Annotated in this window: 19 protein-coding genes; 8 read left to right on the top strand and 11 right to left on the bottom strand. The window is 70.1% G+C overall.

Features of this window, described 5'->3' with window-relative positions:
- Positions 1–137: 137 nt before the first annotated feature.
- The 3 genes from ACZ63J_RS17525 to ACZ63J_RS17515 all read right to left on the bottom strand — a co-directional run bounded on the left by ACZ63J_RS17525 (position 138) and on the right by ACZ63J_RS17515 (position 4,252).
- Positions 138–2,954: a vitamin B12-dependent ribonucleotide reductase gene (locus ACZ63J_RS17525; protein ID WP_465338075.1), complete on the bottom strand. Its 2,817-nt coding sequence runs from the start codon at positions 2,952–2,954 to the stop codon at positions 138–140.
- A 31-nt stretch (positions 2,955–2,985) separates the two neighbouring features.
- Entirely contained in the window at positions 2,986–3,480 is a 495-nt protein-coding gene (gene nrdR, locus ACZ63J_RS17520) for a transcriptional regulator NrdR (protein WP_465307805.1), read from the bottom strand.
- A 298-nt stretch (positions 3,481–3,778) separates the two neighbouring features.
- Positions 3,779–4,252: a LysM peptidoglycan-binding domain-containing protein gene (locus tag ACZ63J_RS17515; RefSeq protein ID WP_465307807.1), complete on the bottom strand. Its 474-nt coding sequence runs from the start codon at positions 4,250–4,252 to the stop codon at positions 3,779–3,781.
- 359 nt (positions 4,253–4,611) lie between these two features.
- Here ACZ63J_RS17515 and lexA point away from each other — a divergent pair, with 359 nt between their 5' ends.
- The gene (lexA, locus tag ACZ63J_RS17510; RefSeq protein WP_395924527.1) at positions 4,612–5,271 is read left to right on the top strand and encodes a transcriptional repressor LexA; all 660 of its coding nucleotides are present in this window, start codon (positions 4,612–4,614) and stop codon (positions 5,269–5,271) included.
- 209 nt (positions 5,272–5,480) lie between these two features.
- Here lexA and ACZ63J_RS17505 read toward each other — a convergent pair whose 3' ends face one another.
- From ACZ63J_RS17505 to ACZ63J_RS17495, 3 genes are all read right to left on the bottom strand, one after another.
- Complete coding sequence (locus ACZ63J_RS17505; protein ID WP_465403141.1) at positions 5,481–6,497, bottom strand: hypothetical protein; 1,017 nt, start codon at positions 6,495–6,497, stop codon at positions 5,481–5,483.
- Between the two features lie 64 nt (positions 6,498–6,561).
- On the bottom strand, positions 6,562–8,010 hold the full coding sequence (hflX, locus tag ACZ63J_RS17500) for a GTPase HflX (RefSeq protein ID WP_465403139.1): 1,449 nt from the start codon (positions 8,008–8,010) through the stop codon (positions 6,562–6,564).
- Positions 8,011–8,052: 42 nt separating this feature from the next.
- Positions 8,053–8,556, bottom strand: coding sequence for an ArsR/SmtB family transcription factor (locus tag ACZ63J_RS17495; protein ID WP_465307813.1), 504 nt, complete (start codon positions 8,554–8,556; stop codon positions 8,053–8,055).
- A gap of 62 nt (positions 8,557–8,618) precedes the next feature.
- On the opposite strand from ACZ63J_RS17495, the gene ACZ63J_RS17490 reads away from it, so the two are divergent.
- Both ACZ63J_RS17490 and valS read left to right on the top strand, forming a co-directional pair.
- A complete protein-coding gene (locus ACZ63J_RS17490) occupies positions 8,619–9,875 on the top strand; it encodes an MFS transporter (RefSeq protein WP_465403138.1) in 1,257 nt (418 codons plus the stop codon).
- A gap of 9 nt (positions 9,876–9,884) precedes the next feature.
- Positions 9,885–12,398 carry a valine--tRNA ligase gene (gene valS, locus ACZ63J_RS17485; protein WP_465403136.1) on the top strand — a complete coding sequence of 838 codons (2,514 nt, stop codon included), beginning with the start codon at positions 9,885–9,887 and terminating at the stop codon, positions 12,396–12,398.
- Between the two features lie 16 nt (positions 12,399–12,414).
- Here valS and dapF read toward each other — a convergent pair whose 3' ends face one another.
- Both dapF and miaA read right to left on the bottom strand, forming a co-directional pair.
- Positions 12,415–13,242, bottom strand: coding sequence for a diaminopimelate epimerase (gene dapF, locus ACZ63J_RS17480; RefSeq protein ID WP_465307819.1), 828 nt, complete (start codon positions 13,240–13,242; stop codon positions 12,415–12,417).
- Between the two features lie 10 nt (positions 13,243–13,252).
- Positions 13,253–14,179: a tRNA (adenosine(37)-N6)-dimethylallyltransferase MiaA gene (gene miaA / locus ACZ63J_RS17475; RefSeq protein WP_465403134.1), complete on the bottom strand. Its 927-nt coding sequence runs from the start codon at positions 14,177–14,179 to the stop codon at positions 13,253–13,255.
- 218 nt (positions 14,180–14,397) lie between these two features.
- Here miaA and ACZ63J_RS17470 point away from each other — a divergent pair, with 218 nt between their 5' ends.
- Positions 14,398–15,711, top strand: coding sequence for a DUF349 domain-containing protein (locus tag ACZ63J_RS17470; RefSeq protein ID WP_465338083.1), 1,314 nt, complete (start codon positions 14,398–14,400; stop codon positions 15,709–15,711).
- 621 nt (positions 15,712–16,332) lie between these two features.
- A complete protein-coding gene (locus tag ACZ63J_RS17465) occupies positions 16,333–16,761 on the top strand; it encodes a hypothetical protein (protein WP_465403132.1) in 429 nt (142 codons plus the stop codon).
- Here ACZ63J_RS17465 and ACZ63J_RS17460 read toward each other — a convergent pair.
- Both ACZ63J_RS17460 and miaB read right to left on the bottom strand, forming a co-directional pair.
- Entirely contained in the window at positions 16,758–17,231 is a 474-nt protein-coding gene (locus tag ACZ63J_RS17460; protein ID WP_465403131.1) for an Rv2732c family membrane protein, read from the bottom strand. The genes ACZ63J_RS17465 and ACZ63J_RS17460 overlap by 4 nt on opposite strands.
- Complete coding sequence (gene miaB, locus ACZ63J_RS17455) at positions 17,228–18,721, bottom strand: tRNA (N6-isopentenyl adenosine(37)-C2)-methylthiotransferase MiaB (RefSeq protein WP_465403129.1); 1,494 nt, start codon at positions 18,719–18,721, stop codon at positions 17,228–17,230. Before miaB ends, ACZ63J_RS17460 begins: the two co-directional genes overlap by 4 nt.
- 254 nt (positions 18,722–18,975) lie before the next feature.
- On the opposite strand from miaB, the gene ACZ63J_RS17450 reads away from it, so the two are divergent.
- Together ACZ63J_RS17450 and ACZ63J_RS17445 are read left to right on the top strand one after the other, a co-directional pair.
- Complete coding sequence (locus tag ACZ63J_RS17450) at positions 18,976–20,034, top strand: hypothetical protein (protein WP_465403127.1); 1,059 nt, start codon at positions 18,976–18,978, stop codon at positions 20,032–20,034.
- Positions 20,035–20,038: 4 nt separating this feature from the next.
- Positions 20,039–20,998, top strand: coding sequence for a TIR domain-containing protein (locus tag ACZ63J_RS17445; protein ID WP_465403125.1), 960 nt, complete (start codon positions 20,039–20,041; stop codon positions 20,996–20,998).
- A 21-nt stretch (positions 20,999–21,019) separates the two neighbouring features.
- Here ACZ63J_RS17445 and ACZ63J_RS17440 read toward each other — a convergent pair whose 3' ends face one another.
- Positions 21,020–22,417, bottom strand: coding sequence for a hypothetical protein (locus tag ACZ63J_RS17440; protein ID WP_465403123.1), 1,398 nt, complete (start codon positions 22,415–22,417; stop codon positions 21,020–21,022).
- Between the two features lie 217 nt (positions 22,418–22,634).
- Here ACZ63J_RS17440 and ACZ63J_RS17435 point away from each other — a divergent pair, with 217 nt between their 5' ends.
- A complete protein-coding gene (locus tag ACZ63J_RS17435; RefSeq protein ID WP_465403121.1) occupies positions 22,635–22,967 on the top strand; it encodes a hypothetical protein in 333 nt (110 codons plus the stop codon).
- Positions 22,968–23,091: the final 124 nt, after the last annotated feature.

Below are 23,091 nucleotides of genomic sequence, written 5' to 3'. Positions count from 1 at the left end.
TACATCGGACCTCATCGGCACCCAGCTCACGTTGCCCACCGGCCAAGGGACCTCAGGCGCGTGGTCGACCGATTCTTGACCCACCGCGCACGGAGAGCAGGCCGGGTGACGAGACCCGGCCTGCTCCACCCGGACCGTCAGCTACAACCCGACGTCGCGCCGCAGCCTTCGCAGGCGTAGCACGAGCCTGCCGGGCGCATCTTTGTTCCGCACGTCATGCACAGCGGGGCGTCCGCCGCCTTGCCGAGGCGGAGCTCCATCAGCTCCGTTGTCGTCTGGGCTTCGCGGTGGGGGTGCTCGGTTTCCGCCGTGTGCGGCTCCGGGGAGGAGTCCACTGTGGAGCTCAGCATTTCGACGTCGACACCGCCGCCGTAGCCGGCCTCGACCTCTGCCGAGCGCTCGTCCGCCGACAGGATTCCCAGCTGCGACCGCTTTTCGTGCGGCAGGTAATCCAGGGCCAGGCGGCGGAACAGGTAGTCCATCACGCTCGTCGCGATGCGGATGTCCGGGTCGTCGGTCATGCCCGCCGGCTCGAAGCGCAGGTTCGAGAACTTCGAGACGTAGAACTCGAGCGGGATGCCGTGCTGCAGGCCCACCGAGATCGACATCGAGAACGCGTCCATCACGCCGGCCAGGGTCGAACCCTGCTTGCCCAGCTTGACGAAGATCTCGCCGAGGCCGTCGTCCGGGTACGAGCCCGCCGTCAGGTAACCCTCCGCGCCGCCGACCGTGAACGACACCGTCTGGCTCGGGCGCTTCTTCGGCAGGCGCTTGCGCACCGGCCGGTACTCGACGACCTTCTCCGGCTCCGCGACGGCGGCGGCCTTGTCCTTCTTCGCCGTGGACAGCGGCTGGCCGACCTTGCAGTTGTCGCGGTAGATCGCCAGTGCCTTCAGGCCGAGTTTCCAGCCCTGGAAGTAGATGTCCTCGACCTCTTCGACCGTCGCCGACTCCGGCATGTTGACCGTCTTCGAGATCGCGCCGGAGAGGAACGGCTGCACCGCGGCCATCATCCGGACGTGCCCGATCGGCGCGATCGAGCGCTCGCCGACCGCGCAGTCGAACACCTCGTAGTGCTCCGGGCGCAGCCCCGGCGCGTCGACGACGTGGCCGTTCTGCGCCACGAACTCGACGATCGCCTCGACCTGCTCGGTGGGGTAGCCCAGCGACTCCAGCGCGCGCGGCACCGTCTGGTTGACGATCTGCATCGAGCCGCCGCCGACGAGCTTCTTGAACTTCACCAAGGAGAAGTCCGGCTCGATCCCGGTGGTGTCGCAGTCCATCATGAAGCCGATGGTGCCGGTGGGCGCGAGCACCGACGCCTGCGCGTTGCGCCAGCCGTGCTTCGTGCCGATCTCGATGCCCTTCGACCACTCCTCCGTCGCGAGCGCGCGCGCCGCGGCGTCGTTCGAGTGATAGGTGCGGACGAGCTCGTTCGCCGCCGCGTGCTTGCGCATGACGCGCTGGTGCGCCTCCGCGTTGCGCGCGTAACCCTCGTACGCGCCGACCGCCTGGGCCATCTCGGCCGAACGCCGGTACGACACGCCGGTCATCAGCGACGTGATCGCCGCCGCGAGCGCGCGGCCGCCCTCGGAGTCGTACGCGTGGCCCAGCGCCATCAGCAGCGCGCCGAGGTTCGCGTAACCGATGCCGAGCTGGCGGAACTTCCGCGTGGTGTCGGCGATCGGCTCGGTCGGGAAGTCCGCGAAGCAGATCGAGATGTCCATCGCCGTGATCACGAGCTCGACGGCGCGCGCGAACAGCGGCGCGTCGAACGTGCCCTCGGGCGTGGCGAACTTGAGGAGGTTCAGCGAAGCCAGGTTGCAGCTCGAGTTGTCGAGGTGCATGTACTCGCTGCACGGGTTGGACGCGGTGATCCGGCCCGACTCCGGGCAGGTGTGCCAGTCGTTGATCGTGCCGTCGTACTGGATGCCCGGGTCGGCGCACTCCCACGCCGCCTGGGCCAGGTCGCGGAACAGCGTCTTCGCGTCGGTCCGGTCGATCACCTCGCCGGTGAGCCGGGCGCGCAGGCCGAAGTCGGTGCCGTTCTCGACCGCCTGCATGAACTCGTCGGTCACGCGGACCGAGTTGTTCGCGTTCTGGTACTGCACCGAGGAGATGTCCGAACCGGACAGGTCCATGTCGAACCCGGCGTCGCGGAGGACCTTGATCTTCTCCTCTTCGCGCGCCTTGGTGCGGATGAACTCCCCGATGTCCGGGTGGTCGACGTCGAGCACGACCATCTTCGCCGCGCGCCGGGTGGCGCCGCCGGACTTGATGGTGCCCGCGGACGCGTCGGCGCCGCGCATGAACGAGACCGGGCCGGACGCGGTGCCGCCGGAGGTCAGCAGCTCCTTCGACGAGCGGATGCGGGAGAGGTTCAGGCCGGCGCCGGAGCCGCCCTTGAAGATCAGGCCCTCCTCGCGGTACCAGTTGAGGATCGACTCCATCGTGTCGTCGACGGCGAGGATGAAGCACGCGCTGACCTGCTGCTTCGACGCCGTGCCGACGTTGAACCAGACCGGGGAGTTGAAGCTGAACACCTGGTGCAGCAGCATCCAGGTGAGCTCGTGCTCGAAGATTTCGAGGTCCTGCGGCGTCGCGAAGTAGCCGTGGTCACCCGCGGCCTTGACGTAGGTCTTCACGACCCGGTCGATCAGCTGCTTGAGGCTGCGCTCGCGCTGCGGGCTGCCGACGGCGCCGCGGAAGTACTTGCTGGTGACGATGTTGGTGGCGTTCACCGACCAGGACGACGGGAACTCCACGCCACGCTGCTCGAAGTTGACCGAGCCGTCGCGCCAGTTCGTCATCACGACGTCGCGCTGTTCCCAGGTCACCTGGTCGTACGGGTGCTTCCCCTCGGTGGTGAAGACGCGCTTCACGCTCAGCCCGCCGGCCGCCTTGCTCTTCTTGCCGGCGGCCGCGCCGGCCCCGGTTCCCACGGTTTCGGTCATCGGTCGAACCCTCACTCCCGCAGCGGCGCGGTCAATCGCCGTCGTCGCGCTGCTCGCTCTCCTCGGGCGCAGCAGCACCCGCCATGGCCTCACGGAGGTCCGCGATCTCCTTCTCGAAGTCTTCGACCGAGGAGAAGGAGCGGTAGACACTGGCGAACCGGAGGTAGGCGACTCCGTCGAGCTCACGCAGCGGGCCCAGGATGGCCAGGCCGACCTCGTGGCTCGGGATCTCCGCCAGCCCGGCGGAGCGGATCGACTCCTCCACGCGCTGCGCGAGCTGCTGCAGCGCGTCGTCGTCGACCGGCCTGCCCTGGCAGGCGCGGCGGACGCCGCTCACCACCTTGTCCCGGCTGAACTGTTCGGTGACGCCCGAACGCTTGACGACGGCGAGCACCATCGTCTCCGACGTCGTGAACCGGCGGCCGCACGACGCGCACGAGCGCCGCCTGCGGATCGCCTGGCCTTCATCCACCTCTCGGGAGTCGACGACCCGAGAGTCCGCATGCCGGCAGAACGGGCACCTCATCCGCCGATCACCTTCCCCTCCGCGCCGGCCGCCCCGGTCGACGTCCGCCGGCCACCACGCGTGGCCGTGCCTCGAGCACCGGCACCCCTGCACCTGGTGATCGAATTGTGGACATCCGGTGGGTAAGAGCCGACCAGCTGTGGACAACTGCTGTCCAGTCTACCCCAACCTGTGGACCAACTACAGCGGTGTAACTACTACATATAGCGGCGAAGAGTAGAACTCGAGCGGTGTGCGCGCAAGCGGCGCGGCCGGGCGGATCCCCGCCCGGGTGAGACCGGTTGACGCCCGGCGCGGATCAGGGAGCGGGGACGGCGGCCGGGTCGGCGACCGGGACCGTGAGCGGCAGCCCGGGGACCAAAACGGCCTGGTCCAGGCGGTTCAGCTCTTTGATCCGGGCGACAACCGCGCCAGGCTCGCTCGCTGGCGCGAATCGCGCGGCCAGCGAAGAGAGCGTGTCGCCCTGCCCGACCGACACCGTCGCGGTCGACTCCGGCACCGGGGCGCCGGAAACTCCGCTGTTCAGAAGACCCAAACCGGTGATCACGAGGCAGCTCGCGACGGCGAGCGCGGCGAGCCACGGCCAGCGCACCGGCACCCGGCGCGGTGTCGCGCACGGCTGACCCGCCGGACGGCGCCCCGCCACGACCCGGGCGCGTGTCGGCGGGCGTTGCACCTCGCCGCGCCGCCCGCGCAAGACGCGCACCGGGCGGGGTTGCGCCGGAACCGGGGCCGCCGGGCGAGCCGGACCGCGTTCGGCCAGAATGGACATCCGAACCTCCTCGAAACCCTGGTGTCCGCCCGGATCCCGAACCGGTCGCGGCTCGTGGATCAAGGTCGAACAAGCGTTCTATCGAACGCCCGTGCGAAGGTCTACCACCTACCACCGACAAAATCGAGCGGACACGGCGTGTCGATCGAACAGATGTTTGAAATCGTCGTGCCCGGGGGCTAACGTCGGTGACCAGGGCATCTGCCGGGCAGATGCCGCCGGCGAGGCTGCCCGCACCCGCGGGCGGCGGCCGGCGCGCAGATACGTGCAGCGAACGTCTGGGAGGCGACGCAGTGGCGAAGGAGAACAAGGCCGGCAGGACCAGTGGGTCCCCTGGTGGCTCGGGCAAGGTGCACGCCATGCCCGAGGTGTACGACGTGGACGACGCTCTCACCGTCCGCCAGCAGCAGGTCCTCGACGTCATCCGCTCGTGGGTGAGCCGGTTCGGCTACCCGCCGAGCGTCCGGGAGATCGGCGAAGCGGTCGGCCTGACGTCGACGTCGTCGGTGTCGCACCAGCTGCGTGCGTTGCAGCGCAAGGGGTACCTGCGCCGGGACGCGAACCGCCCGCGCGCGGTCGGCGTGCTGTCGGCGACCGACGACAACCCCATGGGCATCGAGATGGACCAGCAGCCGGTCATGCCGAAGGCGGCGTACGTGCCGCTGGTCGGCCGGATCGCCGCCGGTGGCCCGGTGCTGGCCGAGCAGGCGATCGAGGACGTCTTCCCGCTGCCGCGGGAGATCGTCGGCGAGGGTGAGCTGTTCCTGCTCAAGGTCACCGGCGACTCGATGGTCGACGCGGCCATCACCGACGGCGACTGGGTCGTGGTCCGGCAGCAGCCGGACGCGGACAACGGCGAGATCGTCGCGGCGATGATCGACGGCGAAGCGACGGTCAAGACGTTCAAGCGCAAGGACGGCCACATCTGGCTGATGCCGCACAACGAGGCGTACGAGCCGATCCCCGGCGACGACGCGACGGTGCTCGGCAAGGTGGTCGCGGTCCTGCGACGCCTTTGAGGGAGTGCCTTCCGGGCTATCGCACGGCCCGGGAGGTTCACCGGATCGGATGATCTTCGGCCGTGGGGAGCCGAACCTGGTCGCGGTGTGGGGAGTGGACGGGATGCCCGGCCCGTCCGCCTCGCGCCGATCGAGGTTTCCTTCGCGCGGTGCGCCGGACTGCGCGGCCTGAGCCGCCGCGCCCCGCACCGCGCGAAGGCCGATCCCGCTCAGCTCCGGCGTCGGCGCAGCCTGCTGAACCCGAACCAGCCGAGCCCCACCACCGCCACCGCGATCCCCGCCGCCGGGAGGAACGGCACGCCGCCACTCCCGGACGAGCCGGCGCCGCTCGCGCTCGAAGCAGGCTTTCCGTCCGTCGACGCCGAAGCCGAAGCGGCCGCCAATGCCGCCGCGCCCTTGACCGTGCGGAGTGGCTGGCCCACGCCTTCGCTGCCCGACACCAGCGTGCCGTCGGGGTCGAACGCGATCGCCTCGCCCTGCTTCTCCCCCGGCAACGGGATCCGGACCGGCGTGCGCTGCAACGCGGCGAGGACATCACCGTCCGGGGCCGGGTACACGTAGGCGTCGGTGTAGGTCCGCAGCGCCACCACGGTTCCGTCGGCCGAAGACGCGCCGCCGGTCACCAGGACCGAGCCGAACGACCCCACCGGGCCGCCCGGGGTGTCGGTCTCCTTGATCTTCACCGTGCCGACCTTCTCCAGGTTGGTCGGCCCCGGGCTCGCGAGCGGCCCCGACGGCCGGTACACCTTGGCCTCGCCGAGGATGTCCTTGGTGATCAGGTACGGCGTGCCCGCCTTGTCCATGATCAGCGCCTCGGTGTCGTGCTGGCCGTCCGGGTAGGTGAGCCGGTGCAGCGTGACCTTGCCCTGCGGGCTCATCTCCAGGAGCGCGACCGTAAGCCGGCCCTTTTCGTTGTCACCGGTGTCGGACAGCCACAGCCGGCCGTCCGCGGTGCGGGCCAGGTCCTCGACGTCGAACGGGTCCGTCTTGTCGGTCAGGACCTTCTGCACCTTGCAGTCCCGGCCGAGGACGAACACCTGGACCTTGGTGCCGCCGTCGTTGATCGCGTAGAACTTCGAGCCGTCGGACACCAGGCCGGACAGCTCGCCGATGCGTGAGTCCTTCATCGTGCACAGCGGCTCCGGAGCGGCCGGAGCCGCCGAAGCCGGAACAGGCCCGCCGAGCACGCCCAAGAAAACCGCCGCACCTGCGACCACCCAGCGCACCCAGCCACCTCCGAAAACATTCCAGTGTGCGATCACGCCGATCGCACACTGGAATGTAGACGTGTCAGGCCCTGGTCGAGTTGGTCTCGAACTCGCGCAAAGCCGCCGCGAGGTCCGGACGGACCCGCACCAGCAGGCGCGTGCCCTCCTCGGCGTGCTCCTCTTCGAGGACCTCGCCGTCCGCGTGCGCCCGCGCGACGAGCTCGCCGCGCGAGTAGGGCACGAGGACCTCGATGGTGACCTCCGGCCGCGGCAGGCGGTCGGTGATCACCTCGACGAGCTCCGCGATGCCCGCGCCGGTGCGGGCCGAGACCTGCACCGAACCGGACAGCGCGTGCCGCAGCCGGGCGAGGCTGACCTCGTCGGACGCGTCGATCTTGTTGATCACCAGCAGCTCCGGCGGGAGCGGCTCCTTGCGCTTGCGCGTGATCTCGCCGAGCACCTCGCGCACCGCGCTGACCTGCTCCTCCGGCGCCGGGTCGGACCCGTCCACCACGTGCACGAGCAGGTCGGCGTCCGCCGCCTCCTCGAGCGTCGAGCGGAACGCGTCCACCAGCTGGTGCGGCAGGTGCCGCACGAACCCGACGGTGTCGGTCAGCGTGTAGGTGCGCCCGTCCGCGGTCTGCGTGCGCCGCGTGGTCGGGTCGAGGGTGGCGAACAGCGCGTCCTCCACCAGCACCCCGGCCCCGGTCAGCGCGTTGAGCAGGCTCGACTTGCCGGCGTTGGTGTAGCCGACGATCGCCACGCTGGGCACCTCGTTGGCCAGCCGCCGCCCGCGCTTGGTCTCGCGGATGGTGTCCATCGCGGCGATCTCCCGGCGCAGCTTCGCCACGCGCTTGTTGATCCGCCGCCGGTCGGTCTCGAGCTTGGTCTCACCGGGACCGCGCAGGCCCACGCCGCCGTTCGCGCCCCCGGCGCGGCCACCGGCCTGCCGGGACAGCGACGCGCCCCACCCGCGCAGCCGCGGGATCAGGTACTGCAGCTGGGCCAGCTCGACCTGCGCCTTGCCCTCCTTGGACCGGGCGTGCTGGGCGAAGATGTCGAGGATCAGAGCGGTCCGGTCGATGACCTTGACCTTGACCTTCTCCTCGAGCTGCCGCAGCTGGCCCGGCGAGAGCTCGCCGTCGCAGATCACGGTGTCGGCGCCGGTGGACCCGACGATCTCGCGCACCTCCCGCACCTTGCCCGAGCCGATGTAGGTAGCCGGGTCCGGCTTGGTCCGCCGCTGGATGAGCCCTTCGAGGACCTCCGAGCCCGCCGTCTCGGCCAGGCGCGCCAGCTCGGCCAGCGACGCCTCGGACTGCAGGGCGGTGCCCTCGGTCCACACGCCGACCAGCACGACGCGTTCGAGCCGCAGTTGCCGGTACTCGACCTCGGTGACGTCGTCAAGCTCGGTGGACAGCCCCGCGACCCGGCGGAGCGACGCCCGGTCCTCGAGCTCCATTTCGCCTGTCGACGGGTCTCCGTCGTACAGGTCGTCGTCGTGGTCTTCGGTGTGTGTCAGTTCTGTCATCGTGCCTCCATGTTCCCACGATTCGCCGCGGGAACCGAACTTTTACGTGCTGGGGTAGGTGGCGAGGTAGATCGCGGTGCGCTCGGCGCCGGGACGGCGTGGGCGCGCTCGGAACTCCTCGAGCAGGGCGTCGAGCCGGGTTTCCAGCTCCGCTCGCTCCTCGGGGGCCACCTGGACGACCAGGCGCGACTGGTGCACGCCCTCGAATCCGGTTTCGGCGATCTCGGCCAGATAGGCCTCGAGCACCGCCTGTTCCACGTCCTTGTCACCGCATGAGTCGAGTGTCCAGGAAAGCCCGGTCGAAAGATACGGAATTTCCCGTGCGCCCCGGGTGCCGCGCCGCGGCGGCTGGGCGGTGAGGAAGCCGGTGTCGACGAGCTTGCGCACGTGGTGCAGGGTCGTCGCGGGGTCCCGGCCCAGGCGTTCGGCGAGCTCCTTGTTCGTCAACGCCTGCGAGAACGTCAACCGGATGATGCGCAGCCGTATTCCGGAGGCCAGCGCGGCAGCCTCGGCTTCGGTCGCGACACGTCGTTTCTCAGCGGACACGCGCCCAGCCTAGAGCGAACAGTGATTGACACTTTCCAATCACTCGCGGCACACTCGGGCACATGTCCAGGGGGTCATCGCTCTTCTTCCACGCCGACTTCAGGCGGCTTTGGGCCGGCGACACGGCCAGCCAGTTCGGCACGTTCGTCGGCAACACCGCCATCCCGCTGCTCGCCGCCGTGACGCTGGCCGCGACGCCGTTCGAGATGGGCCTGCTGACCGCGGCCGAAACGCTCGCGTTCCTGCTGATCGGGCTGCCCGCCGGGGTGTGGGTCGACCGGATGCGCCGCCGCCGGGTGATGCTCACCGCCGACTTCACCCGCTTCGCGCTGCTGCTCAGCGTGCCGCTCGCCTGGTGGGCCGGGGTGCTGACCCTCGCCCAGCTGCTGCTGGTCGTGTTGCTCGTCGGCGTCGCGACGCTGTTCTTCGACATCGCCTACCAGTCGTACCTGCCCTCGCTCGTCGGCCGGGAGCGCCTGCTGGAGGGCAACGCGAAGCTGCAGGCCGTCCACTCGGTGGCACAGGTCGCCGGGCCGGGCGCCGCCGGTGTGCTGGTCCAGCTGGTCAGCGCGGCCAGCACCGTGCTCATCACCGGCCTCGGCTACCTGACATCGGCGCTGTGCCTGCTCCGCATCCGCGCGGCCGAACCCCGTCCGGAACCCGAGGCCCACGCCCGGCTGCTGCCGCAGATCGCCGAAGGGCTGCGGTTCGTCTTCTCGGACAAGCCGTTGCGCGCGATCGTGGCGTGCACGGCGACGGCCAACCTCTTCAACGCCGCGTTGAACGCGGTGCAGGTGCTGTTCCTGACGCGGACCGTCGGCCTGCCGCCGGCCGCGGTCGGCGTGCTGCTGGCGGCCGGCGGCGCGGGCGGGATCCTCGGCGCGGTGTGCTCCGGCGTGCTGACCCGGCGGATCGGCCAGGCGCGCGCGATCTGGCTGCTCCCGCTGGTCACCATGCCGGCGAGCCTGCTGGTGCCGCTGGCCGCGCCGGGCCCGGCGGTCGTGCTCGCCGGGGTCGGCCTGGTCGTCAGCGGCTTCGGGATCATCGTCTACAACATCGCGCAGGTCTCCTACCGGCAGGCGATCTGCCCGGACCGGCTGCTCGGCCGGATGAACGCGAGCGTGCGCTTCGTCGTCTGGGGCACGATCCCGCTCGGCGGCCTGCTGGGCGGCGGGCTCGGCGAAGGGCTCGGCCTGCGCGGCGCGGTCTGGGTCGCCGTCGCCGGCGAGGCCGCCGCGGTGCTGTGGGTGCTGTGCTCACCGCTGCGGCGCATGCGAGATCTGCCGACCGCGGCGAAAAGCGGTTCTCCCGCCGCCTAGAGTTGGTTCATGAGTACCCCATACGAGCGCCCGCGAGTCCCGGACAAGGTCGGTGTCGACGGTCTGGAGGCCAAGTGGGTACCCGTATGGGAAACCACCGGCGCCTACCGCTTCGACCGCACCAAGACCCGCGCCGACGTCTACGCCATCGACACCCCGCCGCCGACGGTCAGCGGCTCGCTGCACATCGGGCACGTCTTCTCCTTCACCCAGACCGACGTCGTCGCGCGGTTCAAGCGGATGCGCGGGTTCGAGGTGTTCTACCCGATGGGGTGGGACGACAACGGCCTGCCGACCGAACGCCGCGTGCAGAACCACTTCGGCGTCCGCTGCGACCCGTCGCTCCCCTACGACCCGGACTTCGCGCCGCCGGAGAAGCCGGGCCGCGACGCCGTCTCGATCTCGCGGCGCAACTTCATCGAGCTGTGCGAATCCCTGACCGTGACCGACGAAAAGGTCTTCGAAGCGCTGTGGCGGCAGCTCGGGCTGTCGGTCGACTGGACGATGACCTACCAGACGATCGGGCACGACTCACGGCTGATCTCGCAGCGCGCGTTCCTGCGCAACCTCGAGCGCGGCGAGGCGTACCAGGCCGAAGCGCCGACGCTCTGGGACGTCACCTTCCGCACCGCCGTCGCGCAGGCCGAGCTGGAGGACCGTGAGCGCCCGGGCGCGTTCCACGACCTCGCTTTCACGGCCGAGGACGGCTCCGACGTCGTGATCGCGACGACCCGGCCCGAGCTGCTGCCCGCGTGTGTCGCGCTGGTGGCGCACCCGGACGACGAGCGCTTCAAGGCGTTGTTCGGCAAGACCGTGCGGACGCCGGTGTTCGGCGTCGAAGTCCCGGTCGTGGCGCATCACCTGGCGGATCCCGAGAAGGGCCGCGGCATCGCGATGGTGTGCACGTTCGGCGACACGACGGACGTCACGTGGTGGCGGGAGCTGCGGCTCGCGACGCGCGTGGTGCTGGGCCGGGACGGCCGGTTCCTGCCCGACGCGCCACACGACGTCCCCGCCGACGTCTACGCGCCGCTCGTCGGCAAGACCGTCCACACGGGACGCGAGATCCTGGTCGGCCTGCTGCGGGACGCCGGGGCGCTGCGCGGGGAACCGCGGCCGATCACGCACTCGGTGAAGTTCTACGAAAAGGGCGACAAGCCGCTGGAGATCGTCGCCAGCCGGCAGTGGTACCTGCGCAACGGCGGCAACGACTCGTCCTTCCGGGCTCGGATGCTGGAGCGTGGCGAGGAACTGAACTGGGTGCCGAAGCACATGCGCGTCCGGTACTCGTCGTGGGTGGAGAACCTGGCCGGCGACTGGCTCGTCAGCCGTCAGCGGTTCTTCGGCGTGCCGATCCCGCTGTGGTACCGGCTCGACGCCGACGGCGAGCCCGACTACGACGCGCGGTTGCTGCCGGAGTCCCTGCCGGTCGACCCGAGCAGCGACGTCCCGCCCGGCTTCACCGCGGACCAGCGCGGCGTGCCCGGCGGGTTCGCCGCGGACCCCGACGTGATGGACACGTGGGCGACGTCGTCGCTGACACCGCAGATCGTCGGCCGCTGGAGCCTCGACGACGACCTGTTCGCGCGGGTCTTCCCGATGGACCTGCGGCCGCAGGCGCACGAGATCATCCGCACCTGGCTGTTCTCGACGGCGGTGCGCGCGGAGCTGGAGCACGGCGTGCTGCCGTGGCGCGAGGCGGCGATCGCGGGCTGGGTGCTCGACCCGGACCGCAAGAAGATGTCGAAGTCCAAGGGCAACGTGACAACGCCGGTGGACATGCTGGAGCGCTTCGGTTCGGACGCGGTGCGGTACTGGGCGGCGAGCGCGCGCCCGGGCGTCGACACGGCGGTGGACGAAGGCCAGATGAAGGTCGGCCGCCGGCTGGCGACCAAGCTGCTCAACGCCAGCCGGTTCGTGCTGGGCCTGGGTGTGCCTTCGTCTTCCGCGGTGGCGGTCGAGCCACTGGACCGGGCGCTGCTGGCGTCGCTTTCGGACGTCGTTTCTTCGGCGACAGCGGCTTTGGAGGCGCTGGACTACGCGCGGGCGTTGCAGGTGACCGAGGCGTTCTTCTGGACCTTCTGCGACGACTACGTCGAGCTGGTGAAGGGCCGGGCCTACGGCGACAGTGGTCCTTCCGGAGCTTCGTCGGCCCAAGCCGCGCTGGTGACGGCGTTGTCGGCGGTGCTGCGGCTGTTCGCGCCGTTCCTGCCGTTCGCGACCGAGGAGGTCTGGTCCTGGTGGCAGGAGGGTTCGGTGCACCGGGCGCCGTGGCCTTCGGTGTCGACGGTCGACGGTGACCCGGAGCTGCTGACGCTGGCCGGCGACGTGATCGCCGCGGTCCGCCGCGCGAAGACGGACGCGAAGGTCTCGATGCGCTCGGCGGTGGAAGCCCTGACGGTGACCGGGCCGGCCGAGGTGCTGGCGCGGTTCGCGGCGATCGAGCCGGACATCCGGATCGCCGGCGCGGTCGCCGACGTGACAACCCGCGAAGGCGACTTCGCAGTCGAAGCGACGGTCTGACGCCGGTGGGCCGCCGTCAGGAACCGGCGGCGGCCCACCAGGCTTCGTCGATCTCGCCGCGCGCCACGATCTCCGCCGGGCCGGACAGCGTCGACGCGCCGCGTGACACCGTCACCTCGACGCGGCCGCCCGGGATGTCCACAGTGGACGCGCCCGTGTCGGTGCCCGCCAGGTGGAACGCCGCCGCCACCGCGGCGACCGTGCCCGTGCCGCACGCGCGCGTCTCCCCCACGCCGCGCTCGTGCACGCGCATCCGCAGCGCGCCCTCGCCGAGCCGGTTGACGAACTCGAGGTTGACCCCGTGCGGGAAGACGTCGTGGTCGAAGTCGGGCTGGTCGCGCAGGTCGAGGTCCGCGACGTCGTCGTCGAGCAGCGACACCAGGTGCGGGTTGCCGACGTCGACCGCCACCCCGGAGAACGGCCGGCCGGCCACCACCGTGACCGACGTCCCGGTGATCGTGGCGGGTCCCATCTGGACGGTCACCGAGCGGTCCGGGTGCACCACCAGCGGGCGGTCGCCGGCGCGGGTGCCGATGACGAACTCGCCCTCGGTCTCCAGCCCCGACTCGACGAGGTAACGGGCGAAGACGCGGGTGCCGTTGCCGCACATCTCGGCGATCGAGCCGTCGGCGTTGCGGTAGTCCATGAACCACTCGCCCTCCGACGGCACGTCGAGCGCCGCGGCGCGGACGACGCGCAGCACGCCGTCGGCCCCGAGCCCGCGGTGGCGGTCGCACAGCGCGGCGACCCTCGCCTCGGTCAGCTCGAGGCGGCCCGCCGGATCGGGGAGCAGCACGAAGTCGTTCTGCGTGCCGTGCCCCTTGAGGAACTCGATTCCGCCCATAGGGGCAAGATTACCGGCCCAGGGTATCCAGGACGCGTGCGGCCAGCCCGGTTTCGGCGCCGTCGAACCAGTGGATCCGCTTGTCGCGCCGGAACCAGGACCGTTGCTTCCGGACGAAGCGCCGCGTGGCCTGCGCCGTCGCCGCGGCGGCGGCCTCGAAGTCGCCTTCGCCGTCGAGCTCGGCGAGCACCTGCTGGTAGCCCAGCGCCCGCGACGCCGTCTTCCCGTCGCGCAGGCCGCGCTCGACCAGCCCGCGGACCTCGTCGACGAGCCCGGCGGCGAACATCCGCCGCACGCGCTCGTTCACCCGCTCGTCGAGCTCCTCGGGCGCCCGGTCGACCCCGATGACCACCGTGTCGTAGCGCGCCGGGCCCGGCTTGGGCAGGTTCGCCGAAAACGGCTCGCCGGTGATTTCGATGACCTCGAGGGCGCGCACGATCCGCCGGGTGTTGGTCGGCAGGATCGCGGCCGCGGCGACCGGATCGCGTTCACCCAACCGGGTGTAGAGGGTCGGGGTGCCGGCTTCGGCCGCTTCCGCGTCGAGCCGGGCGCGCACCACCGGGTCCGTGCCCGGGAACTTCAGGTCGTCGAGCACGGCCTGGACGTACAGGCCGGACCCGCCGGTGAGCACCGGCACCCGGCCGGCCGCGAGGAGCCGTTCGATCTCGGCGCGCGCGTCGCGCTGGTAGGCCGCGACGGAGGCCGTTTCGGTCACTTCCAGCACGTCGAGCAGGTGGTGGGGGACGCCTCGGCGCTCCTCGGACGTGGCCTTGGCGGTGCCGATGTCCATCCCCCGGTACAGCTGCAGCGCGTCGGCGTTGACGACCTCTCCGCCGAGCTGAAGGGCCAGGTCGACGGCCAGTGCGGTCTTGCCGGTGGCCGTCGGCCCGACCACCGCGACCGGGCGGGCTCCGGGCGGGGCGGCGGGGCTGGTCACGACGGCTGACGATACCGGCGGGCCGCCACGGAGCGTCCACCGGAAGTAGGATCACGAGCTTCGAGTGGCTCATCCAGTACCACGGTGCGCGCTGAGCTGCTTGAATGCCGCGTGGGGCCGTAGCATCCGAGCACGGCCCGTGACGACCGCATTACCCGGCCCCGCTTCCGCGGCGGGGCGCCCGCGCGAGCGGGCGTACAGGCGATAAGGAGCCTGCGATGGCCCAGGACAACACTTCCACCGGTACCCCGGCCCCGCACCCGGTGCCGCACGCGCAGCACACCGGGCACGCCGCCCCGCCCGTGCCGCCCGCCGAGCCCACCCCGTCCACCTGGGGCCGCATCGACGAAGAGGGCACCGTTTACGTCATCACCGCCGAGGGCGAACGCGCTGTCGGCGTCTGGCAGGCCGGCAGCCCCGACGAGGGCCTGGTGCACTACGCCCGCCGCTTCGACGACGTGCGCACCGAGGTCGAGCTGCTGGAGACGCGCCTGGTTTCCGGCGCAGGCGATCCGAAGCACGCGCTGTCGAGCGCCACCCAGCTGCGGGACGGGCTGGCCGAGTCGTCCCTGGTCGGCGACCTGGCCGCACTGGGCGCGCGCCTGGAGTACGTCATCGCGCACGCCGAGAAGGCCCTGGCCAGCGCGAAGCAGGAGCGCGAGCAGGCCCGCGCGGCCGCCGTCGCCCGGAAGCAGGAGCTGGCCGAAGAAGCCGAGAAGATCGCCGCCGACTCCACCCAGTGGAAGGCGGCGGGCGACCGGCTGCGCGCGATCCTCGACGAGTGGAAGACCGTCAAGGGTGTCGACCGCAAGACCGACGACGAGCTGTGGAAGCGGTTCTCGAAGGCCCGCGAGGGGTTCAACCGGCGGCGCGGGTCGCACTTCGCCGAGCTGGACAAGCAGCGCGCCTCGGCCAAGCAGCGCAAGGAAGAGCTCATCGCCGAGGCCGAGGCCATCAGCGAGTCCGAGGACTGGGGCGAGACCGCGGGCCGCTACAAGGACCTGATGACCGAGTGGAAGGCCGCCGGGCGCGCGCCGAAGGACAGCGACGAGGCCCTGTGGCAGCGTTTCCGCGCGGCGCAGGACAAGTTCTTCGCCCGCCGGTCCGCGGTGTTCTCCGAGCGCGACGCGGAGTTCTCCCAGAACGCGGCGCGCAAGGAGGAGCTGCTGGTCGAGGCGGAGAAGATCGACGCGGCGGCCAACCTCGAGGCGGCCAAGAACGCGCTGCGCAAGATCCAGGAGCAGTGGGACGAGATCGGCAAGGTCCCGCGCGAGCGCATCCGCGAGCTGGACGGCCGGCTGAAGGCGGTCCAGGACTCGGTCAAGTCGGCCGAGGACTCCCGCTGGCGCCGCACCGACCCGGAGGCCCAGGCCCGCGCGGCCCAGTTCCGCGAGCGCGTCGAGCAGTTCGAGTCCCAGGCGGCGAAGGCCCGCGCGGCCGGGGACGAGCGCCGGGCGAAGAAGGCCGACGAGCAGGCGGCGCAGTGGCGTGAGTGGCTGCAGGCGGCGGAGGCCGCGGTCGCCGACCGCTGAGGTTCACGTTCCCCGAAGGCCCCTTCGCTCCGGCGAGGGGGCCTTCGGCGGCTTGTCCACAGGGCCATCGTGTGTGGACAAGGCGGCTGCTCCGGTGGGTTTCCAGGGCTGTTCGTCCGAGGGTGCCGAGCGATACCGGGATGCTGCGAAGGTGATCTGATCACGGGCGCGCACGACAATTGGCGATCGCGGCCTTGGTCGAACGCAGCACCCGGTATGGAATGCCCCCGCCCGAGTCCGCTCCGCATCGCCCTCATCGCCAACCTCGCGCCCCTGCCCGAACAGTCGCGATGGTCACTGACCAGCAGAGTTGCGATGACCGCGCGGAACCGCCGAGCGCGTGGGCTGCTTTCGAAGCGGCGAGGGGCTGTCCGGCGGACCGGGCTCTGCTGGTGCTCGAGAGCCCGCAGCACCGTTCGACCAACGTGGTGCCGCCGCGGCGATGCTGTGAATGACTCGTTCATCTCGTCCGACCAGGAGAGAGTCATTCACAACGAGTGACGCGCGGTCGCCACCTGCCGGGCAAGCGGACGGTTAACGCGTCACCCGAAGCGGTGTGACGCGCTGCACGGCCAGGTGGCTTCCGGCGCTTTCCCGCGCCTCCGGTGCTGCACTTCGATCATGAGCAAGCCATCGAACCTCGTGTCCGCACTGGTCATCGCCTGCACCGTCGCGCTCGCCGCTCCCGCCGTCGCGCTGGCGGCCGCCGGGCCGGCTCCGGCCGTCGTTGACGGCAAGAAGCACAAGGCCAAGCTCGAAGCCAAGGCCGAGAAGAACCGCGTCAAGGTCGGCGAAGAGACGAAGATCAAGGGCTCGTTCGCCGACCTGGGCGGGCAGGAGAGCGTATCCGGTGGTGAGCCCGTGGTCGTCCAGCAGCTCAAGGCCGGGGTCTGGGTCGACCTGACCACCGGCACCTGCAAGCCGAACGGCGTGTTCAAGTTCAGCGTGAGCTTCAAGGTCCGGGCGAACGTCACGCTCCGGGTCTTCCACCCGGAAACCGAGCTCTACGTCGGTGTCGTCTCGGGCCTGATCGGGATCGTCGTGAACTAGTCCCGCGAGAACGCGGTCCGCATCCACGACACCGCGAGGCAGATCATCGCGATCCAGGCGATGATCAGGCCGTACCCCGGTCCGCCGCCCGCGGCGCCGCTGGCGTGCGACGACTGCTGCGACCAGATCGCGAGCAGCCCGTCCACCGAGGCGAACCAGCCGCCGGCGGCGCAGACCCAGGCCAGCCACCAGCGCCGCGTCACCAGGGCCAGTGCCGAGGCGAGGATGCCGACACCGGTCGACGTCGCCGCGAACAGCTGCGGGATGCCGCCGCCTTCGCCGGCCAGCACCTGCCAGCCCGCGTGCTCGCCGACCCACGGCAGGAGCAGGCAGATCAGCAGCACGAACGAGAACACGGCGATGGTGAACCCGCGCCGGCCCAGCTCCACCGTGCGCGACGCGTGGTGGCCCACCTCGTCGATTTCGGCGGCCAGCTCGGCCAGGTCACCGTTGCCCTTTGGCTCGGTCACAGCGCACACCCACTCACCGGTTCGGGCTGGGCGGCCGGCGCGCCGAAGCCCGGCAGTCCCAGCGTGACGCCGCTCGTCTTCGGCCGCAGCCCGGCCTCCGCGTTGTCGCCGGCGCGCGTCCGCCGGTGCGACAGCAGGTCGCCGTCGGCCACCAGGTGGTGCGGCGCGCCGTACGTCACGACCGTCTCGACGACGTCGCCGGGCCGCACCGCGCGGTCGACCAGCGGGCCGGCCGGGGTGAAGTGCACCAGACGGCCGTCGCGGGCGCGGCCGCTCATCCGGTGCGTCTCGGCGTCCTTGCGGCCCTCGCCCGCGGCGACGAGCAGCTCCACCCGCCGTCCGACGATCTTCTTGTTCTCTTCCCAGGAGATCGTGTTCTGCAGCTCGGCCAGCCGGTCGTAGCGCTCCTGCACGACCGCTTTGGGCACCTGGTCCGGCATCGTCGCGGCCGGCGTGCCGGGGCGGATCGAGTACTGGAACGTGAACGCGCTGGCGAAGCGGGCCTGCTCGACGACGTCGAGGGTCGCCTGGAAATCTTCCTCGGTCTCGCCGGGGAAGCCGACGATGATGTCGGTGGTGATCGCCGCGTCCGGCATGGCCGCGCGGACCTCGTCGAGGATCTTCAGGAAGCGCGCGGAGCGGTAGGACCGCTTCATCTCGCGCAGGATCCGGTCGGACCCGGACTGCAGCGGCATGTGCAGCTGGTGGCAGACGTTCGGGGTCGCGGCCATGGCGTCGATGACGTCGGAGGTGAAGGCGGCGGGGTGCGGCGAGGTGAAGCGCACGCGCTCGAGGCCGTCGATGCCTCCGGTGGCGCGCAGCAGCTTCCCGAACGCCAGCCGGTCGCCGAACTCGACGCCGTAGGAGTTCACGTTCTGGCCGAGCAGCGTGACTTCGAGCACGCCCTCGGCGACGAGCGCCTCGACCTCGGCGAGGATCTCGCCCGGCCGCCGGTCGCGCTCCTTGCCGCGCAGGGCGGGCACGATGCAGAAGGTGCAGGTGTTGTTGCACCCGACCGAAACGGACACCCAGCTCGCGTAGGACGACTCGCGGCGCGCGGGCAGCGTCGAGGGGAAGGTCTCGAGCGACTCGAGGATCTCGACCTCGGCCTCGGAGTTGTGCCGCGCACGCTCCAGCAGCGCCGGCAGCGACCCGATGTTGTGCGTCCCGAAGACGACGTCCACCCAGGGAGCGCGCTTGACGATGTCCCCGCGGTCCTTCTGCGCCAGACACCCCCCGACGGCGATCTGCATCCCGGGGTTCGCGACCTTGTCCGGCCGCAGGTGCCCGAGGGTGCCGTAGAGCTTGTTGTCCGCGTTCTCCCGCACGGCGCAGGTGTTGAACACGATGAGGTCGGGCTTCCCGCCCTCGACGGCGGGCACGTACCCGGCCGCTTCGAGCTGCCCGGCGAGGCGCTCGGAGTCGTGCACGTTCATCTGGCAACCGAAGGTGCGGATCTGGTACGCCCTGGGTGCCTGTGTCTCGGTCATCGCTCTTCAGGGTAACCCTCGGCTGACCAGCTCGAGCGCCCGCCCGCCTCGCTCGTGTTCGCCACGCGAGCGGTCGTCGAACCCGCTGCGCCGGCTCGGTCACCGCCTGCCACCTCCGCATGGTCCGGAAAATCAATTCTGGACAGAAAGAGGACACATTCTGGTCATCTTCGGCACGCTTCTATTGCGGCTCCGAAAAACCGGTCGCGAGCGGACTGGAACCAGTACCTTGTGCTGCGAAAGACCAATTTCGCGTGAACCATCCGGTCGACGAGCGGCCGACCGGGTTTTCGGAGGTGCAGATGACCGAAGAGGAACTGGCCCGCACTGCGGTGTCCGTGCTGTCGGACTATCTCCGGCGGAAGTCGACAGAGGGGTCCGCCGCCTACAACGGACAGCTGGAAGACACCCTCGGCCGGGTAGAAGCGCGATTCTCGGAACCGTTTCTCAACGAGATGTTCCGAAGGTTCGTCGAGCAACCGTCGGAATCGGTCGAAGCGGGAACGATGCAGCTCCACCTGGGCCGCGAGGTCTCGCGTGATCCGAAGTTCGCCCGCGACCTGAAGTCGGCTCTTGCCGGACGGCAGGTCAGCAAGTTGCGAAATCCCGGGCGGCGAAGCCGGGCAGGCATCGTGGCCGTCACCGTCGCGGTGCTGCTCGTCCTATCCTTCGTGGTCGGCCGGACGACCAATCCGGACACCGGGCAAGCCGCCGCTGCTCCGACGACGGTGACTGTCGGACCGACGCCCGGCAGCACGACGGCGAGCAGCCCGCCGGCCGCCGACACCTCCGAAACGCCCACCTCGACGAGTGCGACCACCACCGGCTCCGACGTCCCCGCCGTCCCCGGCGACGGCAGCAGCGTGCCCAAGGAAACACCGGTCTCCCTGCTCGACCTGCCACGCCCCGACGACGACTGGAACTTCTACCACGGGGATCACGACGTGCAGCTGAAGCAGTACGCGGCCTCGTTGTGGAAGGAGCTGTCGACGTGCAACAGCAGTTATTACCACGGCGAGCAGCAGTTCCGGTTGAAAGGCTTCTCACAGCTGGTCGTGAAGGCGATCGGAACGGACTCGACCTCGTCCGCGGGCCTCGCGGTGAAGTTCGAAGTCTTCGTCAACGACAACGCGGTCAACGCCGTCCAGACCGTCGTGGTGAACCCCGGGGAAACGAAAGAACTCTCGGTCGACCTGCCGTCGAACGTCTTCGCGCTGAAGCTCCGGACGTCACTCACCACCGCCACCGGGGAACCCTGCCGCAAGGGCAATGCTGTCTGGGGATCACCGTACGTAGTCGCCGCGGGGAGCTGACGTTTTGAAGAGCGGAGCCGCGACCATCAACACGATCTTCATCAACTTCCGCAACGGTGACGCGCAGGACACTGCCGTGCTGATCGACCAGAAGCTCCGCCGGGCCTTCGGCGGGGACAACGTCTTCCGGTCGAGCAGGACCATCCCGAAAGGGCTTGCGTTCGACTCGGCCCTGATCGAGGCCGCGTCGAACTGCTCGGTGTTCCTGGCGGTGATCGGACCGAACTGGTTCGTCGAGGACTCTGCGGGGGTGCGACGGATCGACGCGCCCGCCGACTGGGTGCGCACCGAGATCGAGCTGGCGCTCGCCGGCGGGAAGCCGGTCATCCCCGTCCTAGTCGGCGACTGCGCGATGCCGACCGCCGAACAGCTACCGGTGACGATCACCGAGCTGGCCCGCCGCCAGTACATCCGGATCCACGCCCGCACGGCGGACTGGGACCTGACGCATCTCGTCCACTCGATTCGTGAGCACATCGTTCCCTCCGGTGCTCCCATGCCCGACGTTCCCGATTCGGTTCTGCTGGCCGGACTCACACCCGTCAGTCGCTCGTCGGACGTGCGGCTCGGCCCGGTCACCATCGGCAACCGCCTGTTCAGCGACAGCGTCATCCATCGCTGCAGCGATTTCGCACAGAGCGCGCGGGGATCGATCGGATTCAACCTCGGGCTGAGCTACCGGAGCTTCGAGTCGACGGTCGGCGTCCTCGACGACGCGGCCGAGGCCGGCCAGACCGGAGTCTTCCGCGTCATCGTGGACGGCGTGCCCCGGAAGGAAGTGACGGTGAGGCACGGGGAACCACGTGTGCTCCGGGTCGATATCACCGATGTACTTCGTCTGGAGCTGGAGTCCTACCGGCCCGGCATGACGGTGTCCCCGCTACTGGCGGGAGCCCGGATGGCAAGCGGCCTGTCCAACAACCTGCCTGAGCTCGGCTGGGGAAACCCCGTGGTGCACTCTTGAGGAGCGCTGTCCAGCCGCTCCTCACACCGTGGCGCTCAGCCGGATATGCGTCGGGATCTCCAGCCACCAGCGCGCCGAAACCCGCACCGTCCGTGGCAGGCGCGGGTTGATCGAAACCTGATGCAGGAAGCGCCGTTCATCGACACGACCGGCCGCGTACACGAGGCGGTCGAGGGCAGCGGCGGCCATCGACCCGGATGGCCACCGCCGGGCGGCCGCGAGGGCGGCGCACCAGAACGCTTGGTCACTTGTGCCGCCCACGTGCCCGAGTGTGAACGCCGCCGCCTCGCGGACCTCCGGCCTGGTGTCGGCGGCGAGCACCAGGCCCTCGACCAATGTGCGTTCGTGATGCCCGCCCAGGCAGCGCAGGGCCTCCGTCACGGCCACGGAGTCGGGGGCGTGGTGGCGTCCGATGACCGCACGACCCAGTTCCCGGGCGATGGTCTTCCGATACGGGCTGGCTTTGATGAGGAAGAGCGCGTGCATCCGTTCGTCGAAGACTTCGCTGCAGAGAGCTTCGCTCACCAGGGTGGACAGTAAGACGTCATCGGCGGCGATCGTCGCCTGGATCGTGGACGCGGCTTCGGCCGGCCCGAAGCGGCGGTCTCGGCAGACGGGCTTAGTGAACCCGAAGCGGCTCCGCAGTGGGAGGGGGAAGCTGGCGGCGATGGCGGCGACCAGCGGCTGGTCCCGGACGTCGGCCAAGGTGCTACCGACGCGCAGGAGCTGTCCGGGAGTGAAGTGCCCCAGGCGGACCTTGCGGTGGCAGGACAGGAGAGCGCCGGAAAACGTCCGCCGTGACGTCGGGTTCGTCAGGTGGCGCAGCACGACCGAGGCCGCGTGTGGAGACGAGGTGGCGTCGAGAACGGAAACCGCGCCGACCAGGCTTTGAGCGGCCGGATCCGCCGCGGCCGCAGCCGCTGTCGCCACGACGATCCGCCCACCGATCGGATGGGCGAGCAGGCGATGCAGCGCCTCCGCGCGCCACAACCAGTTCACCCCGTCGGCGATGGCCAGCTCCGTGAGCAGCCGCTCAGTCAGCTTTTCCCACGTCGAACGAGGACTCAAGACGACGAGACCCCGGGAAAGGAGGTCGGTGAGCGTGTCCCAATCCTGTCCGGGGAACAGGTCTTCTCCGACTGCCCGGTCGATCAGGCAGTCGATCCGCACGGACACCTCGGCCGGGTCAAGGACCGGACGAGCGAGGGCCGGAGACGCCCCCAGCCGGTTGCCGTAGTAGCGAGCCATGTTGTCGGCGACCGCCAGCAGATCGGGCCGGTCCAGAGTGTCGGCGTAACTCTTGACCGCCAAGTGGTTCACCTCGGTACCCCCGCGTTCCCAGCGGCTCAGCGTGCTGGGTGCGAGTGTGCCGTTCATGACGCTCGCGAATTCGCGAAGTCCCCGCTGCCCGCGGTTCACCCGCAACAGCCAACCCAGTCTCCGGGTGCTCTCACTGCGTCCGAAGGGAACCATTCACCATTCGTAGCACGTTTTTCCCGGGATATTTGTTGACAGTAAAGGGACAAGAAAAGGGGGAAGGTCGCGTTGCAGGTTCTCAGACGCCGGCAACAACGGTTCGGTCGGCGGCGCCGGCGTCCTAGCTTCGGTACTCGACCGTTGACCACGAGGAGGAACGATGAACATCGTGACCAGGGCGTTGACCGTGACGGCGATCGCGGCAACCGCTGTCGCCGGTGGTATGGCGAGCGCTTCCGCCGCGACCGCGGGCAGCGATTCCGCGCAGGCCGCACAGGGCTACGTGTCGCAGGGCAACCTACGTCAGGACCCGAACCTCGGTGCCGGCATCAAGGTGACGATCTACAACCAGTGGGTGGACATCAACTGCTGGCTGGACGCCGGCGACAACGGGTTCGGGTCGAACCGCTGGTTCAAGGCCACCTACTATTCCCAGGTCGGGTACCTCAGCTCCGGCGTCGTGTCGCACCAGCCCTCGGTGGGCCACTGCTGAATCACCTGTGGCGGGGCCGGTTTGGGGCCGCCACCGCCAACCCCCCCCCTTTCTTGGTGGTTTTTCTTTTTGACCCACCGCGCGAAACCCAACGGCGCGGACACGGTTAGCGGGGGGATCCAGG

It is taken from the genome of Amycolatopsis sp. NPDC104863, assembly GCF_055582965.1.
Note: the sequence above shows the minus strand (reverse complement) of the source record. Positions and strands in the feature narration are given on the sequence as shown.